The organism is Pseudarthrobacter sp. L1SW (genome assembly GCF_020809045.1).
GTDB lineage: Bacteria > Actinomycetota > Actinomycetes > Actinomycetales > Micrococcaceae > Arthrobacter.
The window spans coordinates 3,976,138-3,989,928 of the sequence record NZ_CP078079.1 but is presented as its reverse complement, the minus strand read 5'-3'; the positions used below and the strand labels follow the sequence as shown (position 1 = coordinate 3,989,928).

At 65.8% G+C, this 13,791-nt stretch carries 14 protein-coding genes; 7 read left to right on the top strand and 7 right to left on the bottom strand.

The window, feature by feature from the left end:
- Positions 1 to 3: 3 nt before the first annotated feature.
- Positions 4 to 1,446 (bottom strand): adenylosuccinate lyase, encoded by a 1,443-nt coding sequence (gene purB, locus KTR40_RS18460; protein WP_228404714.1) that lies wholly within the window; start codon positions 1,444 to 1,446, stop codon positions 4 to 6.
- 186 nt (positions 1,447 to 1,632) lie between these two features.
- On the opposite strand from purB, the gene KTR40_RS18455 reads away from it, so the two are divergent.
- Both KTR40_RS18455 and KTR40_RS18450 read left to right on the top strand, forming a co-directional pair.
- Positions 1,633 to 1,935 (top strand): hypothetical protein, encoded by a 303-nt coding sequence (locus tag KTR40_RS18455; protein WP_139030946.1) that lies wholly within the window; start codon positions 1,633 to 1,635, stop codon positions 1,933 to 1,935.
- Positions 1,935 to 3,314: a hypothetical protein gene (locus tag KTR40_RS18450; protein ID WP_228404712.1), complete on the top strand. Its 1,380-nt coding sequence runs from the start codon at positions 1,935 to 1,937 to the stop codon at positions 3,312 to 3,314. Before KTR40_RS18455 ends, KTR40_RS18450 begins: the two co-directional genes overlap by 1 nt.
- A gap of 31 nt (positions 3,315 to 3,345) precedes the next feature.
- On the opposite strand, the gene KTR40_RS18445 is transcribed toward KTR40_RS18450, so the two are convergent.
- Both KTR40_RS18445 and KTR40_RS18440 read right to left on the bottom strand, forming a co-directional pair.
- On the bottom strand, positions 3,346 to 3,771 hold the full coding sequence (locus KTR40_RS18445; protein WP_228404710.1) for a phage holin family protein: 426 nt from the start codon (positions 3,769 to 3,771) through the stop codon (positions 3,346 to 3,348).
- A gap of 114 nt (positions 3,772 to 3,885) precedes the next feature.
- Complete coding sequence (locus tag KTR40_RS18440; RefSeq protein ID WP_228404708.1) at positions 3,886 to 4,761, bottom strand: endonuclease/exonuclease/phosphatase family protein; 876 nt, start codon at positions 4,759 to 4,761, stop codon at positions 3,886 to 3,888.
- Between the two features lie 128 nt (positions 4,762 to 4,889).
- Between KTR40_RS18440 and KTR40_RS18435 the strand changes: the two genes are divergently transcribed.
- The 5 genes from KTR40_RS18435 to KTR40_RS18415 all read left to right on the top strand — a co-directional run bounded on the left by KTR40_RS18435 (position 4,890) and on the right by KTR40_RS18415 (position 10,557).
- On the top strand, positions 4,890 to 6,008 hold the full coding sequence (locus tag KTR40_RS18435) for a histidinol-phosphate transaminase (protein WP_228404706.1): 1,119 nt from the start codon (positions 4,890 to 4,892) through the stop codon (positions 6,006 to 6,008).
- Positions 6,009 to 6,157: 149 nt separating this feature from the next.
- Positions 6,158 to 7,396 (top strand): pyruvate dehydrogenase (acetyl-transferring) E1 component subunit alpha, encoded by a 1,239-nt coding sequence (pdhA, locus tag KTR40_RS18430; protein ID WP_139030942.1) that lies wholly within the window; start codon positions 6,158 to 6,160, stop codon positions 7,394 to 7,396.
- The gene (locus KTR40_RS18425; RefSeq protein ID WP_228404705.1) at positions 7,396 to 8,376 is read left to right on the top strand and encodes an alpha-ketoacid dehydrogenase subunit beta; all 981 of its coding nucleotides are present in this window, start codon (positions 7,396 to 7,398) and stop codon (positions 8,374 to 8,376) included. The genes pdhA and KTR40_RS18425 overlap by 1 nt, the downstream gene beginning before the upstream one ends.
- A gap of 21 nt (positions 8,377 to 8,397) precedes the next feature.
- A complete protein-coding gene (locus KTR40_RS18420; protein ID WP_228404703.1) occupies positions 8,398 to 9,930 on the top strand; it encodes a dihydrolipoamide acetyltransferase family protein in 1,533 nt (510 codons plus the stop codon).
- A 9-nt stretch (positions 9,931 to 9,939) separates the two neighbouring features.
- The gene (locus KTR40_RS18415) at positions 9,940 to 10,557 is read left to right on the top strand and encodes a phosphatase PAP2 family protein (RefSeq protein WP_139030939.1); all 618 of its coding nucleotides are present in this window, start codon (positions 9,940 to 9,942) and stop codon (positions 10,555 to 10,557) included.
- 31 nt (positions 10,558 to 10,588) lie between these two features.
- Here KTR40_RS18415 and KTR40_RS18410 read toward each other — a convergent pair whose 3' ends face one another.
- From KTR40_RS18410 to KTR40_RS18395, 4 genes are all read right to left on the bottom strand, one after another.
- Positions 10,589 to 10,924 (bottom strand): hypothetical protein, encoded by a 336-nt coding sequence (locus tag KTR40_RS18410; protein WP_228404701.1) that lies wholly within the window; start codon positions 10,922 to 10,924, stop codon positions 10,589 to 10,591.
- Between the two features lie 155 nt (positions 10,925 to 11,079).
- Complete coding sequence (locus KTR40_RS18405) at positions 11,080 to 11,508, bottom strand: universal stress protein (protein ID WP_139030937.1); 429 nt, start codon at positions 11,506 to 11,508, stop codon at positions 11,080 to 11,082.
- 43 nt (positions 11,509 to 11,551) lie between these two features.
- Positions 11,552 to 12,844, bottom strand: a complete 1,293-nt coding sequence (locus KTR40_RS18400; protein ID WP_228404699.1) for a PLP-dependent aminotransferase family protein — start codon at positions 12,842 to 12,844, stop codon at positions 11,552 to 11,554.
- 85 nt (positions 12,845 to 12,929) lie between these two features.
- The gene (locus KTR40_RS18395) at positions 12,930 to 13,715 is read right to left on the bottom strand and encodes a hypothetical protein (RefSeq protein ID WP_228404697.1); all 786 of its coding nucleotides are present in this window, start codon (positions 13,713 to 13,715) and stop codon (positions 12,930 to 12,932) included.
- Positions 13,716 to 13,791: the final 76 nt, after the last annotated feature.

The following is a 13,791-nucleotide window of genomic DNA, read 5'->3' as shown; positions in this document are numbered from 1 at the left end:
CTTTTACTTAAGGTGGTCCACCAACTGCTCCGCGATGCCGGTGTACTTCCCGGGCGTCAGGGCGAGCAGCCGGGCCTCGGCTTCCGGTGACAGGCCGAGGCTTTGCACGAATTCCTGCATGCGGGCGGCGTCCACCCGCTGGCCCCGCGTGAGGTCCTTGAGCCGCTCGTAGGGGTTCTCCATGCCTTCGACGCCGGCAATCGCCTCGGCGCGCATGACCATCTGGATCGCCTCGCCCAGCACTTCCCAGTTGGTGTCCAGGTCCCCGGCCAGGACGTCCTCGGCCACATCCAGGCGCTCCAGGCCCTTGGCGACGTTGGAGATGGCCAGCAGGGAGTGGCCGAACGCCACGCCGATGTTGCGCTGGGACGAGGAGTCGGTGAGGTCGCGCTGCCAGCGGGAAGTGACCAGGGTGGAGCCCAGGACGTCCAGCAACCCGCTGGAGATCTCCAGGTTGGCCTCCGCGTTCTCGAAGCGGATCGGGTTCACCTTGTGCGGCATGGTGGAGGAACCGGTGGCGCCGGCCACCGGGATCTGCGCGAAGTAGCCGATGGAGATGTAGCTCCAGATGTCCGTGCAGACGTTGTGCAGGATGCGGTTGAAGCGCGCAACGTCGGCGTACAGTTCTGCCTGCCAGTCGTGGCTTTCGATCTGCGTGGTCAGCGGGTTCCAGGCCAGCCCCAGCCCTTCGACGAAGGACTTGGACACCTGCTGCCAGTCGGCGCCGGGGACCGATGCCACGTGCGCGGCGTAGGTTCCGGTGGCGCCGTTGATCTTGCCGAGGTATTCGGTTTTGGCGATCCGGTCCAGCTGGCGGGTGAGGCGGTGCGCGATGACCGCCAGCTCCTTGCCCAGGGTGGTGGGGGTGGCAGGCTGGCCGTGGGTGCGGGACAGCATGGGAACGGCCCGGTTTTCCTCAGCCATCTTGCTGATCTGGGCCACCAGGGCACGGGCGGCGGGCAGCCATACGTCCTCCACAGCCCCCTTGATGCCCAGGGCGTAGGAAAGGTTGTTGATGTCCTCGGACGTGCAGCCGAAGTGGACCAGGGCGGTCAGGTTTTCGATCCCGATGGCGGGCAGGCGCCGGCCGATGTAGTACTCCACGGCCTTGACGTCGTGGACCGTGACGGCTTCGATTTCAGCAAGTTCGGCCACGGAGGCGGCGTCGAATTCGGTGACGATCGCACGCAGCTGCTCCTGCTGTTCCGGGGTGAGCGGGCCGGCGCCGGGAAGGACGCTGTTGCTGGTCAGGTGGATGAGCCACTCAACTTCAACTGCCACGCGGTCCCGGTTGAGGGCAGCCTCCGAGAGGTAGTCAACCAAGGGTGCGACAGCCGACTGGTAGCGGCCGTCCAGCGGGCCGAGCGCAATTCTTTCCGGGGACGCGGCAAGGGCCAGGCGTCCTGAGGGCGTACGGGTGTCAGCTGTGGCGGCAGTTTCAGGCATGTGCTGATTCTTTCACGAAGTCCGGCAGCCCCTTAAGCGGCTGCCTCCGCGTTACTTGTCCACATAGCCGACGGCGGTTCTTCAGGTCAGGGGCAGTCCCTCCGTAGCGTCGGAGCAGGGAAGGGCAACGCCGGGCGGAACGGGGGACTCATCGATGCAACGGGCAAAGGTGTGGTGGGAAGGACAATGAGCAGCGAACTGGCAGGCACCGACCTGCGGGCGGGCATGCTGCGCGCTTCCCAGGTGGACCAGCTGGCGGATCGCGTGGCGGCCTGCCTGGTCGGCGCAGAGGAAGTCCTTGCAGGGTTCAGGGATATCCAGTTGCTGCAGTGGGAATCACCGGCTGGCCGGGCATACCGGGACTCTGTATCACTCCAGGCCGCTGCCCTGCGCCGTTCGCTCGAATCCCTTGTTGAGGCAAGGTCCGCCGTGGCCAGGCACAGCCAGGAGACCTTGGTGGCTGCCTGTTCCTACGGCGGCACGCCGTAATGGCCGAGGCTACCCCTTCAGGCAGCGGCGGCCCCATCCGGGTTTCCGGGCCGGCAGACGATGGAGCCCTGGCCATCCGGGGAGGTGTGGGCGGTATCAGCTTCCAGCTGGAGGAGCTCGCCGGAGGTGCCGAGAAGCTGGATGGCCTCGCAGGCAGGCTGGCCGGGATCGAGGTTGAGGTCCGCCGCATCTGGGAGGACCTCACTCCTTACCAGGACCTGCCCAGGTGGACGGGAACCATGGCCCTGACAGCGGTGGGGGAAGCCGAGCGGAGCGTCCGGGCGGTCCGGACCGAACTGCAGCGCATCAGCAGCCAGGTCCGGGCTTCCAAGCACGAGTATGAAATGGCGGAGTGGTTGGCGGGCGCTGCGCGGTCGCTTGGAATAGTCAGCTTCGAAGATATCCATCATTCCATGACCGATATAGCCGCCACCCGCTTCCCCGACGGCAAGATGACGGAAACCATCGTGGCCAGTCTTGGTCTTCAGGCCGCAGATGTGAAGCGGCGGGCTGAGATGGAACCCTGGGCTTGCGACGCTCTAGAGCAGGCCGGTGTCTTCAGCCGCCCCTTGGCCGTGCATCAGGAAGAGTCAGTGCAAGTGGACCTGGACTCCTCTCCGGCCGGCCTGCTTGAGCGCATCCGGCAATTGGATGCGCGGGGTGCAGGATTTATTGAGATTGTCGAAATCTCCAATGGCGGCAACAAAGCGTATGTGCTTTTGGTGCCGGGCACCCAGCCTGCCCTTTACGGCGCCGGTGGGGAGAACCCGTTTGATGAGGTGGGCATAGCGGAGGCAATGGTGTACAACTCCGACGAAGTGAGCGTTGCGACGCTCCAGGCCCTCCAGGCAGCTGGGGCGGAGCACGGATCTGCCGTGGTGGCAGTAGGTTACAGCCAGGGCGGCATCCATGCCATGAACCTCGCAGCGGATCCCCGTTTCCTCGGCAACTACGACCTTCAGTATGTCCTGACCGCCGGTTCCCCCGTGGCTGGGATCACTCCCGTGCCGGGGGTGCAGTCGCTGCATCTTGAGCACCGTGGCGACTGGGTGCCGGGTTCGGACGGGGCGCCTAATCCGGACACGAAGGACCGTGTGACAGTTACCCTGACCAACACCCCAAGGGTCGCGGAGGGGGAGGGCGGGATCGGACCCGGCCACGCGCTCAGCACCTACCAGGACGGTGCCCGGCTGGTGTCACATAGTGGCGACCCTTCGCTTGTGGAGTCCACCGCCGCTCTGGGCGCCATACTCGGCACGGGAGGCGGCGCCACGGCCACCCGGTTTTCCTTGTCGCGGATGAAGGCCGCCCCGGCACCGGGTCCTGCCCCGGCTCCCGCTGATGACAAAAAACCAGCACGTGGTTATGCCGGGCGCTAGGTGCGCCGGGTTCGGCAAGGGAGAGTGCCGGCTACCGGCGGATGCCGGTAAGCCGCCCGGCCACCAGCGAGATCAGGGTAATGATGATGGCCGCGAGCACTGCTGTCCAGAAGAACGAATCAATGGTGAAATGCACGGGCGTGAAACTGCTGATCCAAGACGTCACATACAGCATCGCGGCGCTGATGACGATGGTAAAGAGGCCCAGCGTCAGGATGGTGATCGGGAGGGACAGGAAACTCACCAAGGGGCGGATAAACGCATTGACTAATCCGAAGATCAGGCCGATGAACAAGTACGCCAGGGTAGTTCCTGCCACGTCCGTTCCTTCTTCAACACCGGTTTTGGCTACCGCGTCTGTGGCGGCCGAGGTGGTGATGTCCAAGCCGGGAAGAACCCAGCTGGCAATCCACAAAGCGAGTGCGTTGATAAGGACCCGGCCAATGAATGAACGCATGGTCCTATGCTGTCACAGCGTTAGCATGGGCGCCGCACCCACAAGCGGAAACGCCCGGTGGCACGGTCGTCCACACCACCGGCGATCGTCGTGGCCCTGCCATGCAACCCGTTGTTAGCGCACCAGGCCGTTCGGCTTCTGTGCCACCGAAACGTCGGCGACGATTGGCAGGTGGTCGGACGCCATGCTGCTGATGACCTCTGCGGAACGAGGCTGGATGTCACCGCTGCCGAGGATGTAGTCGATCCGCCGGTCAGGATTCTCCACCGGCATCGTGTAGGCCTGGTCCTGGCCGAGCGCTGCGAAAACGTCCGTGAAGCGTGTCATAAGCTGCTGCATCTCGGTGGAGGCCGGAACGGCGTTCAGGTCACCCACGAGTAACGAGGGACGGGCGGATTCGGATGTGATGTCCAGGATTTCCTTGACCTGCAGTTGGCGCTGCTCGCTCCGGCGGTGGTCCAGGTGCGTGTTGTAAAAGCCGATGTGGTTGCCCTCGACATTGATGACCGTTTCCAGCAGGCCCCTTTGCTCTGTCGGCTTCTCTGCGTACTGGATGTTGGTGAGCAGGTGGTTTTGCGAACTGAGAATTGGGTATTTGCTGAGGACGGCCGTGCCGTACTGCCGCCGGTCAGTACGTCCCGGTTCCGGGCCAAGGTCAAGGTTCGCTGCGTAGGCATAGTGCATGTCGAGGCGCTCAGCGAGCCACGCGGCCTGGTCCTGGTAATTGCTGCGCGCGGACCAGTGCCTGTCCACTTCCTGGAGGCCGACGATCTGCGCGCCACTGGATTCGATCTCCTCCGCAATCCGGTCCAGGTCGAGCACGTCATCGCCGCTGGCACCGTGGTGGATGTTGTAGGACATGACCCGGAGATCGCTAAGCCCGGTCCTTTTCACCTCGTCCTCGGCGGCAGTGGCAGATAAGCCGGCGCTGAGCATGCCAGTGACGGCCAGAGCAACCACGGAGAGCGTTGCGGCAAGTTTTCGCATCATTGAGGTTGTCTTTCTGCTTGGTCCACGTGGGATTCCCAGCCCACCAGTGGCGGATGACCCAGCGGTTAAGGGGCGGTGAACCCCGGAGGGCCCTCGGGAGGCGGGTGCTGCGAAGTAGGCTGGTCTGCATGACGTCATCTGAGACTGTGACGGGCGGTGTCCAGCCCCGTCCGGTGGTGGCCCGGTTGCCCCGCTACGCCGCCGGAAAGCCCCCCGCCGCCGTTGACGGGCTGGCCAGTTACAAGCTGTCCTCCAATGAGAATCCGCTGCCCCCGCTTCCCGCGGTCCTGGAAGCCATTGCCCACCAGACCGATTTCAACCGGTACCCGGACCCGCTCAGCAGCAGGCTGCGCGGCGAGCTGTCCACGTTCCTGGGGGTCCCCGCGGAGGACATCGTCACCGGCGCGGGCAGCCTTGGCGCCCTGAACCAGCTCCTGGCCACGTTCGCGGGACGGAACGACGACGGCACGCCGGACGAGGTGGTCTATGCCTGGCGCTCTTTTGAGGCCTACCCCGTCAGCGTGGGCCTCTCCGGCGCGGAAAGCGTGCGCATCCCCGTCACCCCGGACGGCCGCCACGACCTCCCCGCGATGGCCGCGGCAGTGACAGCCCGGACCAAGATGGTCCTCCTCTGCACACCCAACAACCCCACCGGCCCAGCCCTCCGCACAGCCGAGACCGAGGAATTCATCCGGCTCGTCCCACCCCACGTGGTGGTGGTGATTGACGAGGCCTACCAGGAGTTCGTGCGGGACGACGAAGCGGTGGACGGACTCGACATGTACCGCAAGTACCCCAACGTGGTGGTACTCCGGACCTTCTCCAAGGCGCACGGGCTGGCCGGGCTGCGGGTGGGGTACAGCGTGGCCAACCCCGGGCTGACGCAGCACCTCAGGGTGGCCGCAACCCCCTTTGCCGTGTCGCAGATTGCCGAAAAGGCCGCGATTGTTTCGCTGCAGAACTACCCCCAGGTTGTAGAAAGGGTACAAAGCCTGGTTGATGAGCGCGAGCGGGTCACGGCAGGACTGCGGAGCCTGGATTGGGCTGTTCCCGACGCCCAGGGGAACTTCGTCTGGCTCGACCTGGGCGCCGATAGTGCCGAGTTCGCCGAGCTGGCCGGGTCTCGGGCCCTTTCCGTCCGCGCATTCCCCGGCGAAGGGGTCAGGGTGAGCATCGGCGAGGTCGAGGCGAACACCCGGTTCCTCCAGCTGTGTGCGAACTATACAAAGGCGCCACGGGGTTCCTAGCGCTTAACAAGTAGCTCTGCGGCTACCTACTGAAGATAAAGTTAGGATCAGTACAGCAATATATATGCCGCGCCGGGAATCTATTCCTCTTGAGGCATATATCCCAGCGACATTGCACTGCATCCGCATGCGGCAAGCGAGGAGACGGTATGGGCACACATCTGCCTTCCACCGAGTTCGACGAAACAGCGGTAGACGACCAGCGCGAGGCTGATGCCGAGGCAGTCATGGGCGAGCCTCCGGCGCAGATGGTCCAACTCCTGGGCCCGGACGGAAAGCTGGGTTTCGATCCCGTCTTCACCGAGTATGCGAAGAAGATCACTCCGGAGGCCCTCCGCGGCCTGTACGCGGACATGGCGGCCATCCGCCGGTTCGACGTCGAGGCAACGGCCCTGCAGCGCCAGGGGCAGTTGGCACTCTGGGTCCCGCTGACCGGACAGGAAGCGGCGCAGATCGGTTCCGGCCGTGCCAGCCAGCCGCAGGACTACATCTTCCCCACCTACCGCGAGCACGGCGTGGCCCTCACCCGCGACGTGGACCTGGCCGAACTCCTCAGGCAGTTCCGAGGAGTCTCCAACGGCGGCTGGAACCCGAAGGACACCAACTTCCACCTCTACACACTGGTCCTTGCCGCCCAGACGCTTCACGCCGTCGGCTATGCCATGGGCATCCAGCGCGACCAGAAGCTGGCAGCAGCAACGGGCGCGGCCGGTGCGGGGGAGGACGCCGCCGTCATCGCCTACTTCGGCGACGGCGCCAGCTCCGAGGGCGACGTCCACGAATCCATGGTTTTCGCGTCCTCCTACAACGCCCCGGTGGTGTTCTTCTGCCAGAACAACCACTGGGCAATTTCGGTGCCCACCAACGTCCAGACCCGCGTGCCGCTGTCCAACCGCGCCAAGGGATACGGCTTCCCGGGAATCCGCGTGGACGGCAATGACGTGATCGCCGTCCACGCCGTCACGGAATGGGCCCTGGAGCACGCCCGCCAAGGCAAGGGCCCGGTCCTGATCGAGGCCTTCACCTACCGCGTGGGCGCCCACACCACTGCCGACGACCCCACCAAGTACCGCCAGTCCTCAGAAGAGGACGCCTGGCGGGCCAAGGACCCGCTGGCCCGCGTGGAGAAATACCTCCGCTCGGAGGGCCTGGCGGACGACGCCTTCTTCGCGAAGGTGAAGGCCGACGGCGATGAACTCGCCGCCTACGTCCGGCGCACCACCCATGACCTCGAAACCCCCGACATCCGCTCCGCGTTCGCCAACACCTACGCCGAAGCCCACCCCCTGGTGGCGGAGGAACTTGCATGGTTTGAGCAATACAGCGCAGGGTTCGCAGACGGGGAACCTGGCGAAGAGGCCCGGGCAGCAGCAAAGGCAGGCCACTGATGACCACCATGACCATCGCCAAGGCCATCAACGAAGGCCTCCGCGCGACCCTCACCCAAAATCCCAAATCACTGCTGATGGGTGAAGACATCGGGCCCCTGGGCGGCGTCTACAGGGTGACGGACGGACTGATCGGCGAGTTCGGCCCGGACAGGGTGGTTGATACCCCGCTGGCGGAATCCGGGATCATCGGAACCGCCATCGGCCTTGCGCTGCGCGGCTACCGGCCCGTCTGCGAAATCCAGTTCGACGGATTCGTGTTCCCCGGCTTCAACCAGATCACCACGCAGTTGGCCAAGATGCACGCCCGCAGCAACGGCAACCTCACTGTCCCGGTGGTCATCCGCATCCCGTACGGCGGCGGCATCGGCTCGGTTGAGCACCACTCGGAGTCCCCGGAAGCATTGTTCGCGCACACTGCCGGCCTGCGCATCATCACGCCGTCTAATGCGCATGACGCGTACTGGATGGTCCAGCAGGCCGTGGAGTGCCAGGATCCGGTCATTATTTTCGAGCCCAAGCGCCGTTACTGGCTTAAGGGCGAGGTGGACGTCGCGGCGCCGGGCCAGGCAGGGGACCCCTTCAAGGCCCACGTCCTCCGCAGCGGCACGGACGCCACCGTGGTGGCTTACGGCCCCCTCGTTCCGGTTGCGCTGGCCGCTGCCAACGCGGCGGAGGAGGACGGGCACAGCGTGGAGGTGATCGACCTCCGGTCCATCTCACCGCTGGACTTCGATACCGTCACGGCCTCCGTGCAGAAGACGGGCCGCCTGATCGTGGCCCATGAGGCCCCCACCTTCGGCGGCATCGGCGGCGAAATTGCGGCAAGGATCAGTGAGCGCGCCTTCCATTCACTTGAGGCCCCGGTGATCCGCGTGGGCGGATTCCACATGCCGTACCCGGTTGCCAAGGTGGAGGAAGACTACCTTCCGGACATCGACCGCATCCTGGAGGCGCTGGACCGCGCCCTCTCCTACTGAGGCTCTCCAACCGAGGACACCATGACTCTCAACAAGTTCAACCTGCCCGACGTCGGCGAGGGCCTCACCGAGGCCGAAATCGTCTCCTGGAAGGTCAAGCCGGGCGACGCCGTCGCCATTAACGACGTCCTGTGCGAGATCGAGACGGCCAAGTCCCTGGTGGAACTGCCCTCCCCTTTTGCGGGGACCGTCACGGAACTGCTGGTGCCGGAAGGGGTGACCATCGACGTCGGCACGGCCATCATCAGCGTCAGCGACGACGTCTCCGGGGACCCCACGCCCGCCGACGTCCCCGCGCCTGAGACTCCCGTCCAGCCGCTCTACGGAAAGCTTCCGGCGTCCGACGGCGGCACAACAGGAAGTGCCACGGGCGCGGACAGTGCGTTGGCCGGGGGCCCCCTGGTTGGCTCGGGACCGAAGGCGGACGCCGTCAAGCGGCGCCCAAGGGTTTCGGCGAGCTCCACCACCAGCGGCCCGGCGGGCTCGCTGTCCGTCAATGCCCCGGAGGTGGAGCCGGTCCAGCCCCGTACGCCGGCAGAGGTGTCCGCAGGGCCGGGGACGCCGGCAGGCAGTGCGACGCAGGTGCCCGGCCAAACTGCCGGCGGTGCCGTGGACAACCGCCCTACGCTGGGCGGCACCATCACCGGCCTGGTGAACAAGGTTTTGGCGAAGCCGCCGGTGCGCAAGATCGCCCGGGACCTGGGCATCGACCTGGCCGACGTGGTGGCAACAGGATCCCGCGGCGAGGTCACGCGGGAGGACCTGGTCAGCTACCAGGCCCAGCGGGACGCGGAACTGGACAAGGCGGACGGTTTCTGGGGCAAGGCCGGCAAGCCGCAGGACCAGCGGATCGAACGGATCCCCGTCAAGGGCGTCCGCAAGGCCACGGCGAAGGCCATGGTGGACTCCGCGTTCGCAGCACCCCACGTCAGCATCTTCGTGGACGTTGATGCCAGCCGCACCATGGAATTCGTCAAGCGACTCAAGGCCTCACGGGACTTTGAGGGCATCAAAGTCTCGCCGCTGCTCATCCTGGCCAAGGCTGTGATCTGGGCAGCCGCGCGGAATCCCAGCGTCAACGCCACGTGGGTGGACAACGTGGACGGGACAGATGCCGCGGAAATCCAGGTCAAGCACTATATGAACCTGGGTATTGCGGCAGCAACACCGCGCGGGCTGATGGTGCCGAACATCAAAAACGCGCAGGACCTGTCCCTGAAGGAACTGGCCCTGGCGCTCAACAATTTGGCCCTGACCGCAAGGGCAGGGAAGACCCAGCCCGCTGAAATGCAGGGCGGCACGCTCACCATCACCAACATTGGTGCCCTCGGGATCGATACCGGCACACCCATCATCAACCCGGGCGAGGTAGCCATCGTGGCCTTCGGAACCATCAAGCAGAAGCCCTGGGTCCTGGACGGGGAAGTGATCCCGCGCTGGATCACCACCCTAGGCGGGTCCTTCGACCACCGCGTGGTGGACGGCGACCTGTCCGCCCGCTTCATGGCCGACGTCGCCGCCATCCTGGAGGAGCCGGCGCTCCTCCTGGACTAGGGCAACCACATGGCCGTCAACAGCAGCACCATCCGGCTGAAAAACCGGGCCGCGAGATGGCTGACGGAGGCATTCCAGCCGCCCGTGGTGGTGAGCCTCCAGCTGCTGATCAGCCCCATGACGCAGCCGGGATTCCCCGGAACCCTCGGCTACGGCGCGCTGGCCGCCCTGTTTGTCTGCGTGCTCCCGCTGTTCCTGCTTCTCCTGCTGGTGCGGATGGGGAAGGTGACGGACCACCACGTCAGCGACCGCCGGCAGCGTGCGCCTGTGCTGCTCATGGCGCTGGTGTCTATCCTGGCCGGGCTCCTGGTACTGGAAGCGGCCGGGGCGCCGCAGAGCGTGGTGGCAATGGTCCTTGCCGTGGTGGCGGGGGTGGTGGTGCTGGCCGCCGTGAGCCCCTTCTGGAAGATCAGCGGGCATGCGGCGGCGGTGTCCTCTTCAGCCGTGATCGCGGTGCTCATGCTCGGCCCGGCGTGGCTTCCGCTGCTGCTCCTGGTGCCTGCCGTGTGCTGGTCCCGCGTGGTGTTGCGGGCGCATTCGCGGGCGCAGGTAATAGCCGGATCCCTGTTCGGCGGTGTGGTAATGGCCGGGATCTGGTGGGCGCTGGACGGCTGGATGGTGCCCTAGGCCGACGTCCCGCAGGAGGTGGGTTTCGCCCCTAGTAGGACGTGTACGCAGCCAGCATCTCCAGGGCGGCGGGGTCCGCGGTGGTCCCCAGAACCACTGCCGCGCCCGTCAGGAGTACTGCCATGGCCGCCGCCATTCCGGCCCAGGCGGTGAGGAGCTTCCAGTCCTCGCGCAGCACGCTGCCCATGGTCTCGGGAAGCCTCAGGCCGGGGGCGATGAGGTTCGGCGCGCTGTCCACGCTGCCGTCGTCCAGCAGGGCAACCACCCGGTCATTGGTCCGGTCAACCCGCATGGAGCAGATGTGGTTGCCGTGGCGGGCCAGGAGAATGTCGTGGCCTGCCAGATGGCGGCGCTGGAGAGTAATCATTCGAGCCTTTGGGTGGTGGCGGGTGGGGGTGTCCGCACCATTGGGGGCTTATCCAATTTTATCTTTGAGCCTCGGGCGGGAACCCCGGAAAGGCCGTGAGAACAGACACTCCCCTTGGCGATATGCGCCACCAGGGGGAGTGTCGGCGGTAACTGCTAGTCGGCGTCGTAGGTGTTGGCGATGTACACGTCGCAGGGGGCGTTGTGGGCAACGCTGTTGGCTACGCTGCCAAGGACGCGGCCAATCCCGTGCATCCTGCGGTTTCCCACCACGATGATCCGCGCTTCAGTGCGCAGCGCTTCCTTGATGAGGGCGTCGGCCGGCCTGCCGCGGGCGGCGGAGTACGTGATCTTGATGTCCCGGCCCAGGGACTCCGCCACGGTCCGTGCCACATGCTCGGCGGCGTCAGCGTCGGACACGATCCACCGGTCGCTGCCGCTGCCGAAGACCTCCGTGCGGTCGCTGTCGAAAGCGGACACTACATGGAGGGAAGCACCGAGGGCTGCCGCGAGGTCCCGGGCCTGCCCTGCGGCCTTCTTTGCAGTTGCGCTGCCGTCCACACCGACGACGATGATTCCGCTCATGTTGCTCCTTTGCTTGGTTTCGTTGGCGCTGGTCAGGCCAAGGCTACAGCGCGGCGATGGCTTCCTGAAGCACCGGCGCCAGGCGGCGCACCCCTTCGGCGATGGCTTCCGGGGGCACGGCGCTGAAGGCCAGCCGCAGCTTGTTGGATGGCTCGTCAGACGGCGTGAAGGCGGCCCCCGGGATGAACACCACTCCGGCGTCGATCGCCTTGTGCAGCAGGGGATAGGTGTCCACGCCTTCCGGCAGCGTCACCCACACGAAGAACCCGCCCTCGGGGCTGGTCCACGTGGTTCCGGCCGGCATGTTTTCCGCCAGGGCAGCGAGCATGGCGCTGCAGCGTTCGGCGTAGAGCCTCCGGTAGGTCTCGATCTGGCCCCGCCAGTCGTAGTCGCGGAGGTACGCCGAAATGAGCATCTGGTTGAAGGCCGGCGGGCACAGTGTTACGGATTCGGCCGCCAGGTAGTACCGGCGCTGCAGGTGCTCCGGAACCAGGGCCCAGCCGATACGGAGTCCCGGAGCGAAAATCTTGGAGAAGGAACCCATGTAGATCACGTCGTCCGGGTTCTCGGCGCGGAGCGGCTGCAGCGGCTCACCACTGAAGCGAAGCAGGCCGTAGGGGTTGTCCTCGACCACCAGGATATTCGCGTTGCGGCATATATCCACCACCTGCTGGCGCCGGTCCCTCGCCAGGGTGATTCCGGAGGGGTTGTTGAAGTTGGGGATGGTGTACAGGAACTTGATGTTCTTTCCGGCCATCTGGAGCGCCGCGATCCGTGCCTCCAGCAGGTCCGGCACCAGGCCGGACTCGTCCATTTCGACGGTTTCCACCTGCACCTGGTACGCCTCAAAGGTGTTCAGTGCACCCACGTAGGTGGGATCCTCCACGAGGACCACGTCGCCGGGATTGCAGAAGAGCTTCGTGGCGATATCCTGCGCGGACTGCGAGCCGGCGGTGATTACCACGTTCTGCGGCCTGGCATCGAGGATGCCCTCGACGGCCATCAGTTCGCAGATCTGGGCGCGGAGTTCCTCGGATCCTTGCCCGCTGCTGTACTGCAGGGCCGTCAGTCCGTCTTCCGCGATGATCCGGGCGGCCGTCGCGGCGAGCCGCTCCAGCGGGAGGGACTGCAGGTAGGGGCTGCCGCCGGCGAGCGAGACGAGGCCTGGGCGCATGGAGATATCAAAGACATCCCGCACCGCTGACTGGCGGATATTCGCGGCGCGCTCTGAGAACAGCTCGTCGTGGCGGTGGGCGGAGGTTGCTGCCCGCTCAATGGCATCAATGGCTTCGGCCGGCAGCGTCCCTGCTGCGGCGTCAAGTGTTTCGTGGCTCACATCATCAGGATACCGCGGAGTGTTGCCCAAAAGGCAACACTTGTATATCTATGAGCCACCTTGGGTAGTTGCCGCAGGAAGTAAGTCAGCCCTGGCCGAGCTTCAAGGCTTCCGCGAGGCTGCGACCATTCACGTAGATTTCCGCCCTGATGGCGCCCGTGGCAGCCACAGCCGTTTGCGTCAGCTGGGCTTCCATGCGGGGCACGTCGCAGGTTCCGCGGGGCCTCAGGACCCCGGCGAGGTAAACAGTGACGGTAGTGCCGTCGAAGCTGCCGGAAAGGAACCTGAGCCGCGACTGGTCCAGGGCGTTGTAGGCCTCCGGTTCGTGCGTCCGCATTGCTCCGTCCGAAGAATCCAACAGCGCGCCGATCGCAGCAGGAAGCGGCTCGTCGGCGGAGCTCGCCTGGGCTATGCCCACCAGGCTGTCATTGCAGCCAAAACGCACTCCGTTCCTGCCGCCGTCGTCCACGAGGACGTAGTACGCCGTCACCGTGCCTCCCGGCGCTTCGCCGGTGGCGGGGCCTTCCGGGAGGGATCCTTTCGCTGCCCTCTTCCCGGGCGTGCTGGCCGTTGCGGGCGCAGCTGTGGCCGGCGCATCTGTCCCCGCACCGTTGCTGGAAGGGGGTTGGTCCACGGGTGGGGCGGGAGTGGTCTCCTGCCCCGCGGCAGGCTGGGGCTGCGGTGCCGGGGTGAGGGACTGCGGGCCTGCTGCCGGCGCGCTCCGGTTGAGGGGCAGCGGGGCGGATGAAGGCTGTGTGGACTCCTGGGAACCCTGGACCACGCAGGCGCCGAGCCACAACGGAAGCATCAGGCTGGCGGCTACTGCCCGCAGCCTTGCCCTGCGTCTTCCTGCGCTCCACCCTGCTGGCATGCCTGCACCGCAATCCATCGTCCGGTCCGGTGGATTAACGTTACGGCCGGGGTTTTGGGGCGGGAATGCCGGGAAG

What these genes read in the sequence shown, in the direction of transcription:
- KTR40_RS18420 (WP_228404703.1), top strand. Translation starts at nt 8,398, where the DNA reads ATGACTCTCAACAAGTTCAACCTGCCCGACGTCGGCGAGGGCCTCACC.
- KTR40_RS18395 (WP_228404697.1), bottom strand. Translation starts at nt 13,715, where the DNA reads ATGCCAGCAGGGTGGAGCGCAGGAAGACGCAGGGCAAGGCTGCGGGCA.
- KTR40_RS18455 (WP_139030946.1), top strand. Translation starts at nt 1,633, where the DNA reads ATGAGCAGCGAACTGGCAGGCACCGACCTGCGGGCGGGCATGCTGCGC.
- KTR40_RS18445 (WP_228404710.1), bottom strand. Translation starts at nt 3,771, where the DNA reads ATGCGTTCATTCATTGGCCGGGTCCTTATCAACGCACTCGCTTTGTGG.
- KTR40_RS18410 (WP_228404701.1), bottom strand. Translation starts at nt 10,924, where the DNA reads ATGATTACTCTCCAGCGCCGCCATCTGGCAGGCCACGACATTCTCCTG.
- pdhA (WP_139030942.1), top strand. Translation starts at nt 6,158, where the DNA reads ATGGGCACACATCTGCCTTCCACCGAGTTCGACGAAACAGCGGTAGAC.
- KTR40_RS18425 (WP_228404705.1), top strand. Translation starts at nt 7,396, where the DNA reads ATGACCACCATGACCATCGCCAAGGCCATCAACGAAGGCCTCCGCGCG.
- KTR40_RS18415 (WP_139030939.1), top strand. Translation starts at nt 9,940, where the DNA reads ATGGCCGTCAACAGCAGCACCATCCGGCTGAAAAACCGGGCCGCGAGA.
- purB (WP_228404714.1), bottom strand. Translation starts at nt 1,446, where the DNA reads ATGCCTGAAACTGCCGCCACAGCTGACACCCGTACGCCCTCAGGACGC.
- KTR40_RS18435 (WP_228404706.1), top strand. Translation starts at nt 4,890, where the DNA reads ATGACGTCATCTGAGACTGTGACGGGCGGTGTCCAGCCCCGTCCGGTG.
- KTR40_RS18440 (WP_228404708.1), bottom strand. Translation starts at nt 4,761, where the DNA reads ATGATGCGAAAACTTGCCGCAACGCTCTCCGTGGTTGCTCTGGCCGTC.
- KTR40_RS18450 (WP_228404712.1), top strand. Translation starts at nt 1,935, where the DNA reads ATGGCCGAGGCTACCCCTTCAGGCAGCGGCGGCCCCATCCGGGTTTCC.
- KTR40_RS18405 (WP_139030937.1), bottom strand. Translation starts at nt 11,508, where the DNA reads ATGAGCGGAATCATCGTCGTCGGTGTGGACGGCAGCGCAACTGCAAAG.